General features: G+C 74.8%; 15 protein-coding genes. 12 read left to right on the forward strand and 3 right to left on the reverse strand.

All coding sequences use genetic code 11. The annotated features are described in order from the left end of the window. Positions 1-74 precede the first annotated feature (74 nt). Entirely contained in the window at positions 75-368 is a 294-nt protein-coding gene (locus ABD823_RS17290) for a hypothetical protein (protein WP_344860737.1), read from the reverse strand. A 96-nt stretch (positions 369-464) separates the two neighbouring features. Then, positions 465-911: a DUF1622 domain-containing protein gene (locus ABD823_RS17295; protein ID WP_344860739.1), complete on the reverse strand. Its 447-nt coding sequence runs from the start codon at positions 909-911 to the stop codon at positions 465-467. Between the two features lie 95 nt (positions 912-1,006). Here ABD823_RS17295 and ABD823_RS17300 point away from each other — a divergent pair, with 95 nt between their 5' ends. From ABD823_RS17300 to ABD823_RS17315, 4 genes are all read left to right on the forward strand, one after another. Further along, the gene (locus tag ABD823_RS17300) at positions 1,007-1,906 is read left to right on the forward strand and encodes a glycoside hydrolase family 16 protein (RefSeq protein WP_344860741.1); all 900 of its coding nucleotides are present in this window, start codon (positions 1,007-1,009) and stop codon (positions 1,904-1,906) included. Between the two features lie 255 nt (positions 1,907-2,161). Next, the gene (locus ABD823_RS17305) at positions 2,162-4,282 is read left to right on the forward strand and encodes an amylo-alpha-1,6-glucosidase (protein ID WP_344860743.1); all 2,121 of its coding nucleotides are present in this window, start codon (positions 2,162-2,164) and stop codon (positions 4,280-4,282) included. A gap of 104 nt (positions 4,283-4,386) precedes the next feature. Beyond that, positions 4,387-5,490: a glycosyltransferase family 4 protein gene (locus tag ABD823_RS17310; protein WP_344860745.1), complete on the forward strand. Its 1,104-nt coding sequence runs from the start codon at positions 4,387-4,389 to the stop codon at positions 5,488-5,490. A gap of 154 nt (positions 5,491-5,644) precedes the next feature. Then, positions 5,645-6,418 carry an enoyl-CoA hydratase/isomerase family protein gene (locus ABD823_RS17315; protein WP_344860747.1) on the forward strand — a complete coding sequence of 258 codons (774 nt, stop codon included), beginning with the start codon at positions 5,645-5,647 and terminating at the stop codon, positions 6,416-6,418. Positions 6,419-6,528: 110 nt separating this feature from the next. Here the strand turns inward: ABD823_RS17315 and ABD823_RS17320 are convergent, their stop codons facing one another. Then, positions 6,529-8,928, reverse strand: coding sequence for a PKD domain-containing protein (locus ABD823_RS17320; protein ID WP_344860749.1), 2,400 nt, complete (start codon positions 8,926-8,928; stop codon positions 6,529-6,531). A gap of 126 nt (positions 8,929-9,054) precedes the next feature. Between ABD823_RS17320 and ABD823_RS17325 the strand changes: the two genes are divergently transcribed. The 8 genes from ABD823_RS17325 to ABD823_RS17360 form a co-directional block, all read left to right on the forward strand. After that, positions 9,055-9,465, forward strand: a complete 411-nt coding sequence (locus tag ABD823_RS17325) for a hypothetical protein (protein WP_344860751.1) — start codon at positions 9,055-9,057, stop codon at positions 9,463-9,465. Beyond that, positions 9,462-10,709: a DUF6395 domain-containing protein gene (locus ABD823_RS17330; RefSeq protein ID WP_344860753.1), complete on the forward strand. Its 1,248-nt coding sequence runs from the start codon at positions 9,462-9,464 to the stop codon at positions 10,707-10,709. The genes ABD823_RS17325 and ABD823_RS17330 overlap by 4 nt, the downstream gene beginning before the upstream one ends. Beyond that, positions 10,706-11,548 (forward strand): M55 family metallopeptidase, encoded by an 843-nt coding sequence (locus ABD823_RS17335; RefSeq protein WP_344860755.1) that lies wholly within the window; start codon positions 10,706-10,708, stop codon positions 11,546-11,548. The genes ABD823_RS17330 and ABD823_RS17335 overlap by 4 nt, the downstream gene beginning before the upstream one ends. Positions 11,549-11,615: 67 nt before the next feature. Next, positions 11,616-13,283 (forward strand): flavin monoamine oxidase family protein, encoded by a 1,668-nt coding sequence (locus ABD823_RS17340; RefSeq protein WP_344860757.1) that lies wholly within the window; start codon positions 11,616-11,618, stop codon positions 13,281-13,283. A 132-nt stretch (positions 13,284-13,415) separates the two neighbouring features. Continuing rightward, complete coding sequence (locus tag ABD823_RS17345; RefSeq protein ID WP_344860759.1) at positions 13,416-13,946, forward strand: YbaK/EbsC family protein; 531 nt, start codon at positions 13,416-13,418, stop codon at positions 13,944-13,946. 131 nt (positions 13,947-14,077) lie between these two features. Beyond that, positions 14,078-16,351, forward strand: coding sequence for a protein kinase domain-containing protein (locus ABD823_RS17350; RefSeq protein ID WP_344860761.1), 2,274 nt, complete (start codon positions 14,078-14,080; stop codon positions 16,349-16,351). Next, the gene (locus tag ABD823_RS17355; RefSeq protein WP_344860763.1) at positions 16,348-18,381 is read left to right on the forward strand and encodes a serine/threonine-protein kinase; all 2,034 of its coding nucleotides are present in this window, start codon (positions 16,348-16,350) and stop codon (positions 18,379-18,381) included. The genes ABD823_RS17350 and ABD823_RS17355 overlap by 4 nt, the downstream gene beginning before the upstream one ends. 130 nt (positions 18,382-18,511) lie before the next feature. Next, positions 18,512-19,431 (forward strand): serine/threonine-protein kinase (locus tag ABD823_RS17360; protein ID WP_344860764.1); only part of this gene is annotated, 920 nt, incomplete at its 3' end.

Raw genomic sequence — 19,431 nt, forward strand, 5'->3', positions numbered from 1 at the left:
GGAGTCGCTCCTCCCGGACCACCGGATCCGGGAGGCGGGTGGCCGAGACGGGAGCGAGTGGCGAAGTCCTTGGATCAGTCCGTGGCTCCGGGGTGACCGGTGCCTGCGTGGGTGATCCATGCGGCGCGGTTCGGATCGTCGATCAGATGCCGGATCCGGCCTCCGCCGGTGACCTCGTACTGCCAGCGTTCGACCTGCTCACCTTCGGACGGAGCCTTTCCGAGGCTTCCTTTCGAACGGTGATGCCGTGCGGGATCGGTCGCGGAGCGGGGATTCGCCCGGATCGCCTCGAACGCGCGCCGCAGATCGCCGGGTACGTGCCGGGCCAGGTGCTTCCAGCCGTCCTGCTCCAGTTGATCGGTCCTCATCAGCACGAGGTCGCCGGCGTCCCGCCGCCGAGCAGGACGGCCGCCGCCGGCAGCGGCCCCGCCACGACGACGAGCGGGACGGCCACGGCGACGAGCTCAGCCGTCCCCCGGTCCGGCGGAGGAGCCGCGGCGGTCGCCGCCCGACGGGAGGTCCGGGCCGGAGGCGCCCGCCGGGGAGGCCCGGCGGGACTCGCGCACCGTGCGGCCCTCCCGCTCGATCTCCCGGCTCAGGAAGAAGTTCAGCGCGGTCCGGATGGCCGCGATCGCCGCCAGCTGCCCGATCTGCGTGAAGCTCGGGGCGACGGCTGTCCGGAGCACGTCGCCGGCGAGCTGGAACTCCAGGCCCAGGGCGAGGAAGCGCCCCAGGAACAGGCGGACGGCGACGAAGTCGTCGTCGCCGCGCCGCCGTACGGCGATCCGCAGGAAACGGACGAAGGCCGCGGCCGCCCCGGCGAAGATGACGACCGCGCCCGCCGCCTCCACGAGGCGGACGAGCAGGTCGACGGCCTCGCGCAGGAACGCCTCGGGCAGCAGATCCGGCATGCCCCGCCGGTACCCGGGAGCCGCGCGGCCATGCAGGGAGGCGGAAACCCGCCCGGTCCTGCACCCGCCCGGCGGCACTGCCGTACGGGCGGCGGGTGGGGGATCATGGCGTCGGATGGCTGGAATTCGTCGGGGAGGGCGGGTACGGCGTGGCGGAGACGGCGGAGCGGTGGCCGGAGGGGCTCGACCCGGTGACGAAGGCCGGCTACGAGCTGGAGTTCGAGGACGCCTTCGAGGGAGACCGGCTCGACGGGAGCCGCTGGGTGCCGTACTACCTGCCGCAGTGGAGCGGGCGCGAGCGCGCCGCGGCCCGGTACGAGCTGGCGGGCGGTCACCTGCACCTGCTGATCGAGGAGGACCAGCCGCCCTGGTGCCCGGAGCTGGAGGGGCCGCTGCGCGTCTCGTCGCTGCAGACCGGCGTCTTCGCGGGGCCGGTGGGCAGCACGGTCGGGCAGCACGGGCGCGGCTCCGGCGCGGTCGTGCGGGAGGAGCAGCGCGACGTGCGGCTCTACACCCCGCGGTACGGCCTCGTCGAGATGCGGGCGCGGGCGATCGACGACCCGCGCTCCATGGTGGCGCTCTGGATGATCGGCTACGAGGACGAGCCCGAGCGGTCGGCGGAGATCTGCGTCTGCGAGATCTTCGGCCGGGACGTCGGGCCGGACTCGGCGCGGGTCGGCATGGGCCTGCACCCCTTCGGCGACCCGGGGATCACCGACGACTTCACGGTGGAGACCCTGCCGATCGACGCCCGGGAGTTCCACGTCTACGCCGCCGAGTGGACGCCCGAGCGGGTCTCCTTCCTCGTCGACGGGCGGCACGTGCGGACGGTCCGCCAGTCGCCGCGCTATCCGATGCAGCTGATGCTGAACATCTACGAGTTCCCGCAGGCGCCGGAGCGGGACACGCCGGCGGCACCGGAGCACCCCTACCCCAAGCGGTTCACCGTCGACTACGTGCGGGGCTACCGGCCGGCCGGGCAGGGGAGGCGGTGACCCCGGCCGGCGGCGCGCCGTGCCGGCCGGGTGGGCGCGCGGAGGCCGGGGCAGGGGGGACCGGGGCCGCGCTTCCCCGGGTGACGGCTTCCATGGTGACGAGGTTCCGGAGAGACGGGAGGGGGCAAGCAGGGAGATTCATTAGTTTTACCGCAAAGAATCCGCAATGCCTCTGAAATGCGCTTTTGTTGCCCCCTTCGGGGTGGAAAGGGAATGGCTCAGGAACGGGGACCCTTCCACACGGCGGAGAGAACAGTGAACGCATGGACCTTCGAGGGCCAGCCGGGGGCGCTGGGCGGCACCACGGTGACCCTGGTCGAGGGCGGCTCCTTCTGCGTGTCCAACTGCAACGGCGACATCACGCCCGGCGGGGCCCAGGGGATGTACCACGCCGACACCCGCCTGGTGTCGCGCCTGGAGTTGAGGGTGGACGAGGCCCCGATCGAGTCCCTGCGCACGATCAACGCCGAGCCGTACCACGCGACGTTCCTCGGCCGGACCGGACCCCGCCCGGGCCAGGCGGAGAGCACCATGCTGGTGATCAGGGACCGCTACGTCGGCGGCGGCCTGCGCGAGGATCTGACCCTGCGCAACATGTCCGACGAGGCGGCCGGGTGCGCCGTCAGCCTGCACGTCGGCTCCGACCTCGCCGACCTGTTCGAGGTCAAGACCGGGCGGATCGTGCACGTGACCGACGTGGAGATGACCTCCGACATCTCGGGCCTGCTGGTCGTGTCCGCCAGCCGGGGCCGCGGGGTGCGGATCATGACGAACCCCATGCCGGCGGCGGCCCCCGGCCTGCTCCACTTCAGGGTCATCGTCCCGGCCCGCGGCGAGTGGACCGTCACCGTGCAGGTCAACCCGATCGTGGACGGGGAGGAGACGCCCGCCTGGTTCTCCACCCACCACCCGCTGGAGCACGCCGAGCCGGTCCGGCGGCGCGCCGACTGGGAACGGCTCACGCCGGTCGTCACCACCTCCAACCGCTCCGTCGCCCAGGTCCTGTTCCGGTCGCGGGAGGACCTCGGCTCGCTGCGGCTCTTCGAGTCGGACAAGCCCGGTGAGCCGCCGTCGATCGCCGCGGGCGCGCCGTGGTTCATGACGCTGTTCGGCCGCGACTCGCTGCTGACCTCGTGGATGGCGCTCCCGCTCGACCAGTCGCTCGCCCTGGGCACGCTGCGCCGGCTGGCCCGCCTGCAGGGCAGGCAGGACGAGCCGCTCTCCGAGGAGGAGCCCGGAAAGATCATGCACGAGCTCCGCTTCGGGGTGAAGGACGGCGTCACCCCCGAGGAGGGCCACGCCTACTACGGCTCGGTCGACTCCAGCGCCCTGTTCGTGATGGTCCTGGGCGAACTGCGCCGGTGGGGCCTGTACGACGAGGCGGTCGACGACCTCCTGCCGCACGCCGACGCCGCCCTCGACTGGATCACCAGGTCCGCCGACCCGTTCCTGTACTACCGGCGCAAGACCGACCACGGCCTGCTCAACCAAGGCTGGAAGGACTCCTTCGACGGCGTCAACTTCGCCGACGGCACGCTGGCCCGCCCGCCGATCGCGCTCGCCGAGGTCCAGGGGTACGTCTACGCGGCCTTCATCGCGCGCGCGCACTTCGCCCGGGAGGCCGGCGACCTGGCGCTCCAGGAGCAGTGGACGGAGCGCGCGATGCGGCTGCGGGACGCGTTCAACGAGCGGTTCTGGCTGGAGGACAGGGGCTACTACGCGATGGGCCTCGACCGTGCGGGGCGCCCCATCGACGGGCTCGGCTCCAACATGGGCCACTGCCTGTGGACCGGCATCGTCGACGAGGACAAGGCGGCCTCCGTCGCCGAGCACCTGATGTCGCCGGCGATGTTCACCGGGTACGGCGTGCGCACCCTCGCCTCCAGCATGGGCGCCTACAACCCGATGAGCTACCACAACGGCTCGGTCTGGCCGCACGACAGCGCGCTGGTCACGGCGGGCCTGATGCGCTACGGCTTCGAGGAGGAGGCCCGGCGGGTCGCGTTCGGCCTGCTGGACGCGGCCAAGGCCTTCAGCTGGCGGCTGCCGGAGCTGTTCTGCGGGTTCGACCGGGAGGAGTTCCCCCAGCCGGTGCCGTTCCCCACCTCCTGCTCCCCGCAGGCGTGGGCCTCGGCGGCCCCCATCCAGTTGATGCGCAGCCTGCTCCGCCTCGACCCGTGCGTGCCGCAGAAGAGGGTGTGGATGTCCCCCGTGGGCCTGACGACCTTGAAGATCTCGGGACTCCAGCTGGCGGGCGCCCGCATCACGATCGACATCGACGGCGGCGAGACCTCCGTCACGGGTCTGCCGGAGGGCATCACCGTGCTCGACGAGCCGCGGCCGCCGCTGACCGCCGTCCTGGAGCAGATCCACTGACCGTCCCGAGCGGAAGGCCCCCGCCGCTCCTTTCCGACCAGCTGTCCAGATTTCCTGACGTTCTCGAGGGCCGGGTGGCCGTAGGTGAGGTTGACATGGGTTCCGTGACGGATCATCTCCAGGGGTGGCGCGACGGACTGCGCATCGTGATGGTCGCGCCGCCCTGGTACGAGGTGCCGCCCCGCGGCTACGGAGGGATCGAGTCGGTGCTGGCCGAACTCATCGCGGGGCTGTCCCGGCGCGGGCACGAGGTCACACTGGTGGGCGCGGGCAGGTCGGACGCACCCGCGCGCTTCCTGCGCACCTACGTCTCCCCCCCGTCCGAGCGGATCGGCCAGGCGCTGCCCGAGGTGCTGCACGCCGCGCAGGCGTACGACATGATCGCGGGGATCGACGCCGACGTCGTCCACGACCACTCCCTGGCCGGGCCGCTGACCGCCGCGGCGCGGCCCGTGCCGACCGTGGTCACCTGCCACCACGAGGTGGACGGCGAGTTCGGCGCGTACTACCGGGCTCTGGGCACGAGCGTGTCCATGGCCGCCATCTCCTCGGCCCAGCGGCGCATCGCCCCCGACCTGAACTGGGCGGGCGTGGTCCACAACGCGGTCGAGACCGGCTCGTTCCCCTTCCGGGAGCGCAAGGAGGACTGGGTCCTGTGGCTCGGCCGGTTCAACGAGGACAAGGGGGCGCACCTGGCGATCGACGCCGCCCGCGAGGCGGGCCGGCGGATCCTGCTCGCCGGGCGGGTCACCGAACCGGGGGAGCAGGAGTACTTCGACCGCAGGGTCAGGCCCCGGCTCGGCCCCGACGCCCTGTACGTCGGGGAGGCCGACGCCGCCCGCAAGCGCGAGCTGCTGGCCGCGGCCCGCTGCCTGCTCTTCCCCATCCTGTGGGAGGAGCCGTTCGGCATGGTGATGATCGAGGCCATGGCCTGCGGCACGCCGGTGGTGGCCCTCGACCGGGGAGCGGTGTCCGAGGTGGTCGTGGACGGCCTCACCGGGTTCGTGCGGAGCGGGCCGGAGGAACTCGCCGAGGCGATCGAGGCGGTCGGCGCGCTCGACCCGCGGGACTGCCGGTCCCGGGTCGAGGACCGCTTCGACGTGGAGGTGATGGCCGAGGGCTACGAGCGGATCTACCGGGAGGCGGCCGCCGGCCCGGCCGGGCTCGCCGGGGAGGCGGACGGGCTGGCGGCGCTGCCCGTGCGCTGACCCCCGGCCGGGGGCCGGTGAGCCGCCCGTGCGCCGGCGCCGCGCGGCCGGGGAGCCGGTGACTCCTGCGGTGCGTCTGCGCCCCCGGCCGGTCCGGAGGCGGAAGTGCCCGGCTCTATCGTGGGGCGACGGCACTTCCAGCGAAAGGACGACGATGGGTGAGTTCGTACGGGTCGAGTCGGCCGACGGAGTCGCGACGATCAGGCTCGACCGCCCCAAGATGAACGCGCTCAACGGGCAGGTCCAGCGGGAGATCGCGGACTGCGCCCGGCAGGTGGACGCCGATCCCGGCGTGTACGCCGTGGTCGTCTACGGCGGCGAGCGGGTCTTCGCGGCGGGGGCCGACATCAAGGAGATGGCGGACATGCCCTACGCGGAGATGGCCGCGCACTCCGCGGTCCTGCAGGACTGCTTCACCGCGGTGGCCGAGATCGGCAAGCCCGTCATCGCGGCGATCACCGGGTACGCGCTCGGCGGCGGCTGCGAGCTCGCCCTCTGCGCCGACATCCGCATCGCGGGCGAGTCGGCCAAGCTCGGCCAGCCGGAGATCCTGCTCGGCATCATCCCGGGCGCGGGCGGCACCCAGCGGCTGCCCCGGCTGATCGGTCCCGCCAGGGCGAAGGACCTCATCTTCACCGGCAGGCACGTGCCCGCCGCCGAGGCGCTGGCGATCGGGCTGGTCGACCGGGTCGTGCCCGACGCCGACGTCTACGCCGAGGCCCTCGCCTACGCCGCCGCGTTCGTCGGCGGCCCGTCGGCGGCCCTGCGCGCCGCCAAGCGGGCGGTCGACCACGGCCTGGAGACCGATCTCGGCACCGGCCTGGAGATCGAGCGGCTGGAGTTCTCCGGCCTGTTCGCCACCGAGGACGCCCGGATCGGCATGCGCGCGTTCGCGGAGAAGACCCAGGCGAAGTTCACCGGCCGCTGACCCGCGCCGCCGGGCCGGGCCGCCGGGTCCGCCCAACGGCCAACGGCCCGGCCCGGAAGGCCGCCGACGGCGCCCGCCGGGCCGGGCCGCCGGTGCTCCCGGGCGGTCGGTCACCGTTCCGGGGCCAGCAGGACGCTCACCGACGCGGCCCGGGAGGAGCCGTCGGTCGTCGCGGTCAGCCCTCCGGCGGTGCCGGCGGGTACGGCGCCGCCGCTGTCGGCGAGCAGCGCGGTGATGCGCCCGGAGCCGGATCCGGCGACCCCGTCCCGGACCACCACGCCCGCCGGCGGGGTCCAGCCGGTGGTGACCGAGGACTTGTCGGCCCAGTAGGACACCAGCCAGCCGCCCGGCTCGCCCACCTCGACGGCCGGTCCCGTGTGGGAGGTCGTGGAGGCGGTCTCCGAGCGGGTGGCCACCGCGGCGACCGGGTCGGCCGAGGACGTCCCGCCGTAGGCGACGAGCTGCAGGCCAATCTTGGTGATGGGGCTGAGCTCCAGGGTGAGCGCGCCGCCCGCGTCGCCCGCGACGGCGGTCTTCTTCCACACGAGGGTCCGCGCGGAGCCGGTCGTGAAGTCGGCGATCTGCGTCCAGCCGATCACCCCGGTCGGCCCGGTGACCGCGGCGGAGGCGGTGTTGAGCGTCGCGAACAGCAGCATGCCGTCGCCGCTCTGCACCGAGGGCGGCACGGTGACGCTCGCGCTCGTGGTGTTGCCGACGGTGTGCGCCGCGGCGCGGAAGGCGATCGGCTGGGCCGGCGGCGTGCCGCCCGCGACGTAGCTCAGGTGCAGCACCGGGGCCGTGCCGCCGTCGTGGGACTGGGCGGCGCGCTCTCCCGACCCGGTCATGACGAACGCGATGGCGTTGCCGCGCGCCCATCCGGGCCGGTCGACGACCTCCTGCACCAGCGTCTTCAGCTCGGCCGTGCGCTGCGCCTCCCCGGCCTGGCCCGCGCCGGACCACGCGGGCGGGTTCCAGGTGACCGAGGCCCGGGTGCGGGGCCGGGCGCCGACGCTGCCGGGCGTGGTGGCGAAGGTCGGCGTGTCGTCCTCCGCGACGGCCCGCACCTGGACGGAGGCGGCGGCCGATCCGGAGCGGGCGGAGGTGAACTGGACGGAGGCGGAGGTGATCGTGGATCCCGGTGGCACGTCGAGCCCGTCGAAGCGCAGCCCGATCGTCTGCGCGGTGCCGCCCGCGTTCGGGATGTTCAGCGACCTGCCGAGCCAGTCCACGTAGCCCGTCGGCGGCTGCTCGACGTCGTCGAAGGCTTTGGCGACCGGGATGTTCAGCGGGATGGGCGCGCCGTCGGCCAGCACGGTGACGGCCACGTCGTCCGAGGCGGACAGCGCGGAGTCGGAGGCGGTCAGGCGCAGGACGTAGGTCCCCGTGGCGGAGAAGGAGACGGAGGTCGCGGCGGCGGTCGCGTCCGCGAACGCGGCGGTGCCCGGCCCGGAGACCTGCGACCAGGTGACGGACACCGGTGCCGGGCCGCCGTCGTCGCGTACGGCGCCGCGCAGCGTCAGCGGGTCCGTGAGGTGGGAGGCGACGTCGCGCCCCGCCTGCGGCACGGGGGCGAGGTTGGGGATCGGCGGCAGGTCCACCGACATCTCGTACATCTTCCCGTCGTTCTCGTCCGGGTCGGTGTCGTTGTCGACGCCGCGGTCCACGATGTAGAGGTTCAGCCGCCCGGGGTCGCCGGTTGCCGGGGCGACCGCGACGCCCGCCGCCTTCGTCTGGCCGGACGCCGAGATGTCGATGGTGTTGACCAGCATGATCTCGCGGTTGAGCTCGTACACGCGGCCGGTGGTGAAGTCGGCCACCAGGAGGGTGTCCCTGGCCGGGTGCACGCCGATGCCCTCCGGGTCGCGGATGCCGAGCCCGAGCACGTCGAACTCCACCGCCACGTCGTCGCCGGCCGGCGCCACCCCGTCGAAGACGCCGTTCGGCCCGGGGGAGACCCGGTGGATGTCGTTGTCGGTGCCCTCCAGGACGAACACCTCACCGGTCCGCGGGTGGAAGGCGACGTCCTCGGGGTCGGTGCTGCCGAAGGCCCCGGTGCTGAACCAGGTGCGCACGTCGTCGGCGGTGGCGAACCGCCCGTCGGGTCCGGGGTCGAAGATGTGGACGCGCTGCTGGTCGTCGTCGACCACGAAGGCGTGCCCGCTGCCCGGGTCGTGGCTGACGCCCACCGGCTCCTTGGTGGGCGGGTTCGTCAGCCCTCGGTCGGTGAGCGTCCCGGAACGGGTGATCTCGAAGAGGTTGGCGCCGTCGAAGACGGGCATCTCGTCGACCTCGCCGTCGACGACCAGCAGGCGGTCCCTGTCGGCGGCGTAGGCGATGCCCGAGGGGTCGGGCAGAGGGGGGTCCAGCGCCGAGAGGTCGACGGTCCGCACCAGCGCCGCACCGAGCTCCGCGGCGGCGGTGGCGGGGGCGGCGGACACCGCGGTGAGGAGGGGGAGCAGCAGGCCCGCGGCGAGCGAGCCGGCCGCGAGCCGTGTACGCGTTCGAGACATGCCTGACCGTTTCTGTGATCCCGCACCCCGGCGCGCACCCACTGCGCCACGATCTTCCCCAGAATACGATTCCGCAATGAAATAGATCATCTTTTGCGTATATCGTGCGAAATTATGGTTCGGTTGGTGAAGCGTGCTCTGGTGCCCGCGCGCCTGCGGCGGATGATCCGAGGCTGGTTCGACTCCCGCTACATCTCACGGGCCGACCACCGGCAGGACATCAAGGACGCGCTGTGGGAGGTCCAGACGCTGGGCCGGGAGGTCGCCGTGCTCCGTGCGGAGACCGACAGGCTCCGCAAGGAGGTCGACCGGCTCCGGGCCCGGCCGGCCGCCTCCGGAGTCAGGGTCGACGAGGCCCGGGCCGCCCGGTGGGACGACGCCCACCGGCTGGCGCAGGAGACCGCCGCCGCGCTGGACCGGGTGCTGCAGAACGAGGTCCTGCTCTGGCAGGCGGTGGACCGCGCGGCCGGGGACGGCGGCCCGTCCGATGGCCGGGCGCTCCCGGAGCGGGCGCTGCCGTCCGGAGGGGCGGCGTGAGGGTCTCCTGGACGGCCGGGGACGGCGTCCGGCACCTCGCCTTCCGGTTGGACGCCGAGGACTCCATCACCGGCCTGTGCACCGACGGCCAGCCCCTGAAACTGGCCACGAACTCCTGCCGGGTGGAGCTCCCGCACGACCCCGGGGAGATCCACCCGGACCTGCTCGCCCTGGCCGCGTGGACGGTCGTCGCGCCGTGGACCCGCCGGCGGGTCGTCTTCGACCGGCCGATCTCGCCGGAACTGGCCGAGGCGATCGAGGAGGGGTGGGGGATCGAGGCCGGCCCGGTCGGCGGGTCCCCGCGCTCCGGGAGCAGGCTGGCGATCTCCTACAGCGGCGGGGCGGACTCCGCCGCGGTCGCCGCGATGCTGCCCGACGCGCCGTTCGTGCACTTCCAGCGGGTCCGGCACCCGCGCGTGCCCGACCGCTGGACCCACTACCGGGCGGACGTGCTGGCCCGGCTGGTCACCCGGACCGCCCGGGAGTCGGGAAGGGAGCTGACCACCGTCCGCTCCGACCTGGAGTTCACCCTCGCCGAGCCCCGCCCCGGCTACCCCGAGCACCACGCGGTGGCCGCCGGGGCGCTGCTGCTGGCCGACGAGCTCGACCTGGGCGGGATCGCCTTCGGCTACGAACTCGGGTCGCGCTGGCTGGGCGGCGACCGCTACCTGCTCCGCTACACCCCCGACAACCCGATGTGGGCCGCGCACGGCGCCTGGGGCCGGGCGTTCGCCGCGGCGGGCCTGAACCTCGTGCTCCCGGTCGGCGGGGTCAGCGAGGCCGTCACCATGCGGCTCGCCCTGGCCTCCCCGCTGCGCGAGCACGTCCGCTGGTGCCTGCGCGGGGTCGACGGGCCCTGCGGCACGTGCGGCAAGTGCCTGCGCAAGGAGTTCATCGTGGCCTCCGTCGAGCGCCGCCCGCTGCGCACCACGATCACCGCGGACCGCCCGGTCGCGCGCAAGTGGCAGCAGCCCCCGCCGTACGGCGGGCAGGAGATGATCGAGTACGGCTGCGCCCGGGTACCCGGTATCGAGGACACGGTCTTCGCCAAGGCCGCGGCCCACCTGAACGCCACCGAGGAGTCGACCGCCTGGCTGGACCGCTGCTACCCCCCGGCCATCGAGGAGATCCCCGAGCCGTGGCGCGAGCGGGTCCGCGCGTTCATGGCCGCGGAGGTCGGGTTCATGGACGAGGATGAGGCGCGCCGCGTCGAGACGTGGGGACTCCGGGAGGAGCTGTCGTGAAGGTCTACGTGTCGGTGGACATGGAGGGCGTCACCGGGTTGACGGACCCGGAGGAGATGCAGGCCGGCGGCCGGGGCTACGAGCGCGGCTGCGAGCTGATGACCGGCGACGCCAACGCCGTCGTCCAGGGCGCCTTCGACGCCGGGGCGCGGGCCGTGCTCGTCAACGACGCGCACGGCTCGACCAAGAACCTCAGGATCGACCTGCTCGACCCGCGCGCCACCCTGGTCCGGGGGCCGGGCAAGCCGCTGCGGATGGGCCAGGGGCTCGACGAGACCTACACGGCGGCCTGCTTCGCGGGCTACCACGCGCGGGCCGGGGTGCGGCACGGCGTGCTCAACCACACCTGGATGGGCAAGGAGATCCAGAACGTCTATCTGAACGGCGAGATCTGCGGCGAGACGCGGCTGGTCGCGGCCTTCGCCGGCTCGCTCGGCGTGCCGGTGGCGCTGGTGACCGGGGACGAGGCCGTCTGCGAGGAGGCGCGGGAGCTGCTCGGCGACGTCGAGACCGCGGCGGTGAAGAAGGGCATCGACCGCTTCTCCGCCGAGCTCCTCCCGCCGGTCGTGGCGCAGGCCCGCATCCGCGAGGCCGCGGCCCGCGCGCTCGGCCGCCTGGGCGACTTCCGCCCGTACGTCGTCGAGCCGCCCTACACGCTGGGCGTGGAGTGGAACTCCACCGCCATCGCGGCCGGCTGCGCGACGATCCCCGGGGTGCGGGCGGCGGGGCCGCGGCACACCGAGTTCACCACCGGCGACTTCGGCGAGATCATGGCGCTGTTCGGCGTCTTCGCCATGGTCGGCGGCCAGATCGCCTGCGGCAGCGGGATCTACGGCTGAGATGGGCGGACCCACCGGAGACGGACCCACCGGAGACGGACCCACCGGGGGCGGGACCACCGCGGGCGTGCCGGACGCCCCCGCCGGGGCGGCGGCGGTGGGGGCGGTGCCCGCCCGGCCGGGCGGGGAGCGGCCCGCCCGGGAGCGCCCGGCCGGGAGCGGGCCGGGCACGCTGACGCGGCGCGCGCTGCTCGTCGGCCTCGGCGCGGCGGGCGGCGCCGGGGCGATGTTCGCCGCGATGGGCGCGCTGGGGCTGGCCCCCGACTCCCAGGACACGTCGTTCACCCCGCCGCAGCGCTCGGACTTCTCCCTCACCGGCCGGGCGGCGGCGAAGGTCGTGGTCCTCGGCGCCGGGGTCGCCGGACTGACCTGCGCCTACGAGCTGGGCAAGGCCGGCTACGACTGCACCGTCCTGGAGGCCGCGGGCAAGGCCGGCGGCAGGAACCTCACGGTGCGCCGGGGGGACCGGCTGGAGGAGCTGGGCGGCCTGACGCAGACCGCCGGGTTCGCGCGGGACGACCTCTACTTCAACGCCGGTCCCGGCCGGATCGCGCAGTGGATGGTCACCATGGACTACTGCCGCGAGCTGGGCGTGCCCCTGGAGGTCTTCGTCAACAACAACGCCTCGGCCTACGTCCACACCGGCGGCATGGAGGCGCCCGTCCGCGCCCGCACGGCCCGCGCCGACCTGTACGGCTACGTCGCCGAGCTGCTGGCCAAGGCGGCCGACACGGGCGCGCTGGACCGGCGGCTGACGGCCGAGGACCGCGAGCGGCTGACCGACTTCCTGCGCCGTTTCGGCGACATCGGCCCGGACCTGACCTACCGGGGCTCCCCGCGCCGGGGGTTCGCCGCCTACCCGGGGGCGGGCCCGGGCGAGCCGCTGGCCGGGCCGCCGTCGCTGAGCGAGGTGCTGGCCGCGGGGACGGGCCGGGCCGTCACCGCGGACTTCGGGTTCGAGCAGGCCGTGCCGATGTTCCAGCCGGTCGGCGGGATGGACGCGATCGTGACGGCGCTGGCGCGGGCGGTCGGCGAGGAGCGGATCAGGACGGGCGCCCGGGTCACCGGGGTGAAGAGCCTGGCCGACGGCGTCGAGGTGGCCTACGACGGCGGTCCCGGCGGCTCCGGTGGCGTGGTCCGGGCCGACTACTGCGTGGCGACCCTCCCGCCGCACCTGTTCGCCCGGATCCCGCACAACCTGGGCGCGCAGGTCACCGCCGCGCTGCGCACGCCCCGGCCGGTCGCCGCGGGCAAGATGGGCCTGGAGTACGGCAGGCGCTGGTGGGAGATCGACGACCGCATCTACGGCGGCATCACCGAGACCGACCTGGACATCACCCACATCTGGTACCCCTCGCACGGCTACCACGGCGACGGCGGCGTGATCGTCGGCTACTACAACACCGGCCCGGAGGCGGAGCTGTACGGCGCGCTCCCGCACCACGAGCGCCGGGCCCGCGCGCTCACCCAGGGCAAGAAGATCCACGGCGAGAAGTACCGCGCCGAGCTGCGCTCCAGCGTCTCCGTCGCCTGGCACCGCCGCCCGCACATCGAGGGCGGCTGGGTCTCCTGGCCCTCCCGCACCGGGATGTTCACCGTCCTGCAGCAGCCGGCCGGCCGGGTGTACTTCGCCGGTGACTGGCTCACCCACCTGGTCGCCTGGCAGGCCGGTTCCATGGAGTCGGCCAGGAGGACCGTCACGGCCCTGCACCGGCGCGTGCTCGCGGAGACCTGAGCGGCGGGACCCCGGGCGGCTTCCGCCAGGGAGTCCCGGCGCCCCGGGCGCGGGGCCGTCCGGAGGGACCGCCCGGCCGGGGCCCGCGGCGGGGCCGTAGGGTCGGCGGAGAGCGAGCGAAGGGGGACGGAGATGACGATCGGGACGCTGGACTGGCGGGAGGCCGCCGGCCGGCCGGACCTGCTGGCCGAGCCGGTGGCGCGCGCGGTGGAGGACCTCGGCGCGGCCGCGGGGGTCCGGGTGGCGGAGATCGACCCGGCGCTGGCGGACACGGCCGCCTTCTGCGAGCGGTACGGCGTGCGCCCGGACGAGTCGGCCAACTGCGTGATCGTGGCGGCCAAGCGGGCCGGGGAGATCCGCTACGCCGCGTGCGTGGTGCTCGCCACGGCGCGGGCCGACGTCAACGGGGCGGTCCGGCGGCATCTGGGGGCCCGGAAGATCTCGTTCGCGCCGCAGGACGACGCGGTCACGCTGACCGGGATGGAGTACGGCGGCATCACGCCGCTGGGGCTGCCGGAGGAGTGGCCGGTCCTCGTCGACGAGGCGGTGGCGGCCCATCCGGGGGTGGTCGTGGGCAGCGGCGTGCGCCGCTCCAAGCTGGCGCTCGCGGGCGCGGTGCTGGCCGGCCTCGGCTCGGCGGAGGTCCTGCCCCTGGCAAACTGACGCCGAAATGAGATTGCGCCTTACCTCCGCTTGGGAAACCGTTGAGGCGTGCCAGACGTTGTCCAACCGGGGAATGTGGCCTGATGGTTCATCTCGTAGGCGGGGTTTAAGCCGGTATGGTGCTTCATGCCATGAATCAGGACGATCGACTGGGCCCGTACCGGCTGCTGCGGCGGCTCGGCGAGGGCGGCATGGGCGTGGTGCACCTCGCCGTCGACCCGCAGGGCCGCCAGGTCGCGGTCAAGGTCCTGCGCGCTGAGGTGGCGGGCGACGACGTCGCGCGCCGCCGGCTCTCGCGCGAGGTGGAGACCATGCGGCGGGTGCGCAGCGAGTACATCGCCGAGGTGCTCGACGCCGACGTGACCGGCCACCGTCCCTACATCGTCACCCGGTACGTCCCCGGACGGTCCCTGGACGACGTCGTCAAGGAGGACGGCCCCCTCGACCTGCCCGCGCTGCTCCAGGTCGCCCACGGGGTCGCCGCGGCGCTGGCCGCCGTGCACTCCGTCGGGGTGATCCACCGCGACCTCAAGCCGGGCAACGTGCTCATCCTGGACGGCGCGCCCGTCCTGATCGACTTCGGCATCGCGCAGGCCGTGGACGCCACCCGGCTCACCCAGACGGGCATGTTCATCGGCACGCCCGGCTACCTCGCCCCCGAGATCATCGAGGGGCACGAGGCGGGGCCCGAGGTGGACGTGCACGCCTGGGCGGGCACGCTGGTCTACGCGGCCACCGGCCAGCCGCCCTTCGGCAAGGGCACGCTGGAGATGATCTTCTACAACATCACCGCGGGCAAGGTGAACGTGGACGGCGCCCCGCCGGAGCTGCAGCCGGTGCTGCGCGCGGCGCTGGCGCGCGACCCGGCCAGGCGGCCCCCGGCGGCCGAGTTGGCCGCGGTGACGGCGCGCCTGCTGGCCCGGACGGCGGCCGAGCGGGGCCGTCCCCGCGTCCCGGACGAGATCAGCACCGTCCCGCAGTTCGACGACCCCGGCCCGGGCGGGCGGGGCGGTACGGGCGGCCACGGCGCTCCGGCGTCGCCGGCCGGCGCCGGACCGGCGTTCGCCACGGGCTCGCTGCTGCCCGCGGACCCCGGCGACGTGCCCACCCCGGTGGCGTCGCGGCCGACGGGCCCGGCCGACGCGCCCCGGTCCCCGGCCCGGCCGGGCGACTACTCCTCGCTGCTCGGCTCCGAGCAGCCCGACCCGTGGCCGACCCGGAGGGTGACGCCGGAGGAGCTGCGCCAGGCCGCGGCGTTCCCGCAGCCGCCGTCCCCGCAGGCCTCGCACGAGCTGCCGACCGGGGCGCTCGACCCGCAGGACGTGCCCACCGGCAGGGTCGCCCGTGACCGGCCGGGACAGCCGGGCCGGACGGGAGAGCAGGGCCGGACGGCATCCGGTACGGCCGGCGGTCCGGCGACCGCGCCGATCGCCGACGGCGACATCCCGACCCAGCGGGTCCGTCCCCAGGACCTGCCGGAGCACCTGCGCGCTCCCGCGCAGCCGCACCGGCAGCCGTCGCAGCCCCACCAGGCCCGGCCCCACCGGCCGCAGCCTCCGCAGGCGCAGCCCCACCAGGGCGCGCAGGGCCACCGGCACGACCCGCACTCCTACCGGCAGCCGCAGCAGCCGCACCCGCAGCACGCCTCGTTCGAGCAGGCCCCGGCCTCCTTCGACACCCCGCACCTCCGGCAGCCCGGGCCGCCGCCGTACCCGTACACGCCGGCGCCGACGGTCCGGCAGCCGCCGATCGCGCCCGGCCCGCCCTACCAGGACGACCCGCAGGGGCAGGGCTACACGCTCCGGCGCTCCCCGGCGTACGGCGTGGCGAGCACGCTGCTGCTGGTGGTCATGGTGGTCTGCGCGGTCATGCTCCCGGTCGTCGTGGCGATCGTGGTGCTCCCCGCCGTCGTCCTGCTGCGCGCCGCCGACATCGCCCAGCCGTGGCTGAACGCCCGCCGCCCGATCGGCGCGGCGGCCACCGACGTCATCCGGGTGCTCGGCCGCCCGGACGCGCTGGTGAGATCGGCCGGCATCACGCTCGCGCTCGTGCCGTACGGGCTCATCCTCGGCCTGCCGGTGACGCTGCTGCTCGCCGTGCTGGTCGCGGACATGCCCGCGACCAACGCGCTCGGCTGGGGCGCGGCGGTCGCCCTGGCGACCGTCTGCGCGGGACCGGGAGTCGAAGGACCCGGCCGCCAGATGCGACGTACGCTGGCATCACTGCTGCCCTCCCGGGCCGCGGCCACGGCCACGGCGGCGGTGCTGGGCGTGGTGGCCGTCCTGATGGTCTATCTCGCCGCCGGCACCGTGGGGGACGGGGCGCGGAGGGCGGAATGGGCGCCCGCGGACGTCGGAACGGTGGTGGACGAACTGAACGGGCTGAGAAAGAGGGCCGCGCGATGACGGGGGACACGCAGGCGCCTGAGCGGCTGGGGCCGTACCGGCTGCTCAGGAAGATCGGTGAGGGCGGCATGGGGGCCGTCCACCTCGGCCTGGACGAGGACGGGCGCGAGGTGGCCGTCAAGGTCCTGCACCCGCACGTGGCGGCCGACCTCAAGGCGCGCGACCGGCTCACCCGCGAGGTGGAGACCATGCGGCGGGTGCGCAGCCCGTACGTCGCGGAGGTGCTGGACGCCCGGCTGAGCGGCGCGCAGCCGTACATCGTGACCCGCTTCGCGCCCGGCCGGACGCTGGAGGAGACGGTCCTGGCGGACGGCCCGCTCCCCGACGAGCAGGTCATCAGGCTGGCCCGGGGCATGTGCGCCGCGCTGGTGGCCATCCACGCCGCCGACGTCGTCCACCGCGACCTCAAGCCGGCCAACGTGATGCTCGTCGACGGCGAGCCGCTGGTCATCGACTTCGGCATCGCGCACCTGGTGAACGCGACGCGGCTGACCCAGACGGGCATGTTCGTCGGCACCCCGGGCTACCTCGCCCCGGAGATCATCCGGGACTCGGAGATCACGCAGGCGGCCGACGTGCACGCGCTGGCCTCCACGGTCTTCTTCGCCGCCGTCGGCAAGCCGCCGTTCGGCACCGGCAGCTTCGAGGTCGTCTGCTTCAACATCATGGAGGGTCGGGCCAACCTCGACCTGGCCCCGGCCTGGCTGCGCGGCTGGCTGCGGCGGGCGCTGGACGTCGATCCGGCGGCCCGGCCGACCGCGCAGGAGCTGCACCGGATGGCGCGCTCCCTCGACCCCGCGGTGACGGCGTTCCACGAGGAGCCGCCGCCCACGGCCGTGCTGGACGGCGGGACGAAGGTGATCGACGCGGTCCCGCCGGACGGCACGAGGATCATCGACCCGGCCCCGCCGGTGGACGGGACGAAGATCATCGATCCGGTCCCGCCGGACGGCACGAGGACCGCCGCCCCGGCGCCGCCGGTGGACGGCACCCGGGCCCTGCCCCAGGACGAGTCCTTCTCCGACCTGCTCCCGCCGGTCGAGTACGCCAAACCGGAACGGCGCGACCGCAGGGCCCGCGAGGTCCGCGACGATGCGGGCCGCGCCGCCGCCGCGCCCCCGCCGCCGTACGTCCCCGCCGCTCCGCCCCCGCCCTACGTCCCGGCCCCGCCCGCGGCGCGGCGCCCCGCCGCGCCGCCCTACCCGGACCAGCGGGTCGCCGGCTACCCGGCGCCGCAGCCGAGCGGCCCGGCCCGGCCGTACGCGCCCCCGGCCGCCCCGCCCCCGCCCTACACCCCGCCCGCCCCGCCCCGGCACACCCCGCCCGCTCCCGAGCGGCAGTCCCGCCCTCCGTACCGGACCGGCCACCCGCTGGCCGCGGCGCTGCTGCTGATGATCGCGGTCGCGCTGGCCTGCGTGCTGCCCGTCATGGTGAGCGCGGCCGCGCTGGTCGCCGCACTCTGCCTGCGGGTGGGCGAGCACCTCTTCGGAGACCTGGCCGAGCGCCGCTCGGTGCGGGGCAGCAGCGCCTCCGACGCGCTGCTCGCCGTGGTCGGCACGCCGTGGGCGCTGGTCAAGGCCGTCGCGGCGACGGCCGTCACCGCCCCGCTGGCCGCGATGTTCGGCATGTGCGTGTGGGGAGCGCTGCACTTCATCGGGCAGATGGGCACCGATCAGGCCGCCGCCTACGCCGCGGGCGGCTTCGTGGCCGGGCTGTTCGTGCTGCCCGGCGGCGGCAAGCCGCGCAAGGCCGTCTCCCGCGCGCTGACCGGGGTGATCCGCAGCCCCGGCGCCGCCATGGTCACCACGATCGTCCTGGGCACGCTCGCCTTCTTCGCGGTGATGGCCGCGCTGGGCATGGCCCCGTCCTTCGAGCCGTGGCGGCCGCCGTCCGTCGCGGTCGACGAGCTGACCGAGAGCTGGAAGACCCAGGCCAACGAGAGCGTGATGGGCACGATGGACCTCATCGGGGGCCTGGTGAACGACCTGCTCAAGAGCGTCGGCCTCGGCTTCCTGGCCTTCTGGGCGTAGGTTCCGCCCCGCCCGCCCGGAGGGGGCGCGGCCCGCGTCCCCTTACCCGGCGGGCGTTTTCTTGTCCTGACGCCGTGCGTTCCGGCGGTCCGCGGGGAAACATGAAGGGGACGTCGCCGGGAGGAGTGGAATGGGAGCGCCGGACGGTGAGCACTGCGGCCCGTACCGCCTGCTCTCGCCGCTGGGGGCGGGGGGCTTCGGGGAGGTCCACCTCGGGCTGGACCCCGAGGGGCGCACGGTGGCGGTCAAGATCCTGCACCCGCACCTGGCCGCCGACGGCACGGCGCTGACCCGGCTGGCCCGCGAGGTCGAGGCCATGCGGCGGGTGCGCAGCCCGTACGTCGCCGAGCTGCTCGACGCCTCGCTGGACGGCGAGTGCCCCTACGTGGCCACCCGCTACGTCCAGGGCCGGCCGCTGAACACGGTGGTCGCCGCCGACGGCCCGGTCGCCGACGACGCCCTGGTACGGCTGGCGCGCGGCCTGGCCGAGGCCCTGGCGGCCATCCACGCCGCGGGGGTGATCCACCGCGACCTGAAGCCGGCCAACGTCATCATCGAGGGCAGCGAGCCGGTGGTGATCGACTTCGGCATCGCGTGCCTGGTCGACTCCGCGGCGGTCACCGTCTCCGGGGCCGTGCTCGGCACGCCCGGCTACCTGGCGCCGGAGATCCTGGAGGGCGGCGCGGCGGGGCCGGAGGCCGACGTCTTCTCGTTCGCGGCCACGCTGGCCTTCGCGGCGACCGGCCGCCACCCGTACGGCACGGGTCCGGCTTCCGCGGTCGGATACCGGGTCGTGCACCACGATCCCGACCTCGACGACGTGCCGCCGTGGCTGGAGCCGCTGCTGCGGGAGTGCCTGGTGCGCGATCCGGCGGCCCGCCCGGCGGCGGCGCTGCTCCCGCGCCGGGTCGGCGCCCCGGCCGTGCGCCCGGCGGGGCCCCGCTCCCCGATGGAGCGCGACGCGGTGGATCCGCGGCCGCGGGCGGAGCCGGCGCCGGGCCCGAGGCCGCGGCCGCCCGTCCCCGCCCCCCCCGGGGGGGGGGGGGGGGG

Source organism: Planomonospora alba, from assembly GCF_039534085.1.
GTDB lineage: Bacteria > Actinomycetota > Actinomycetes > Streptosporangiales > Streptosporangiaceae > Planomonospora_B > Planomonospora_B alba.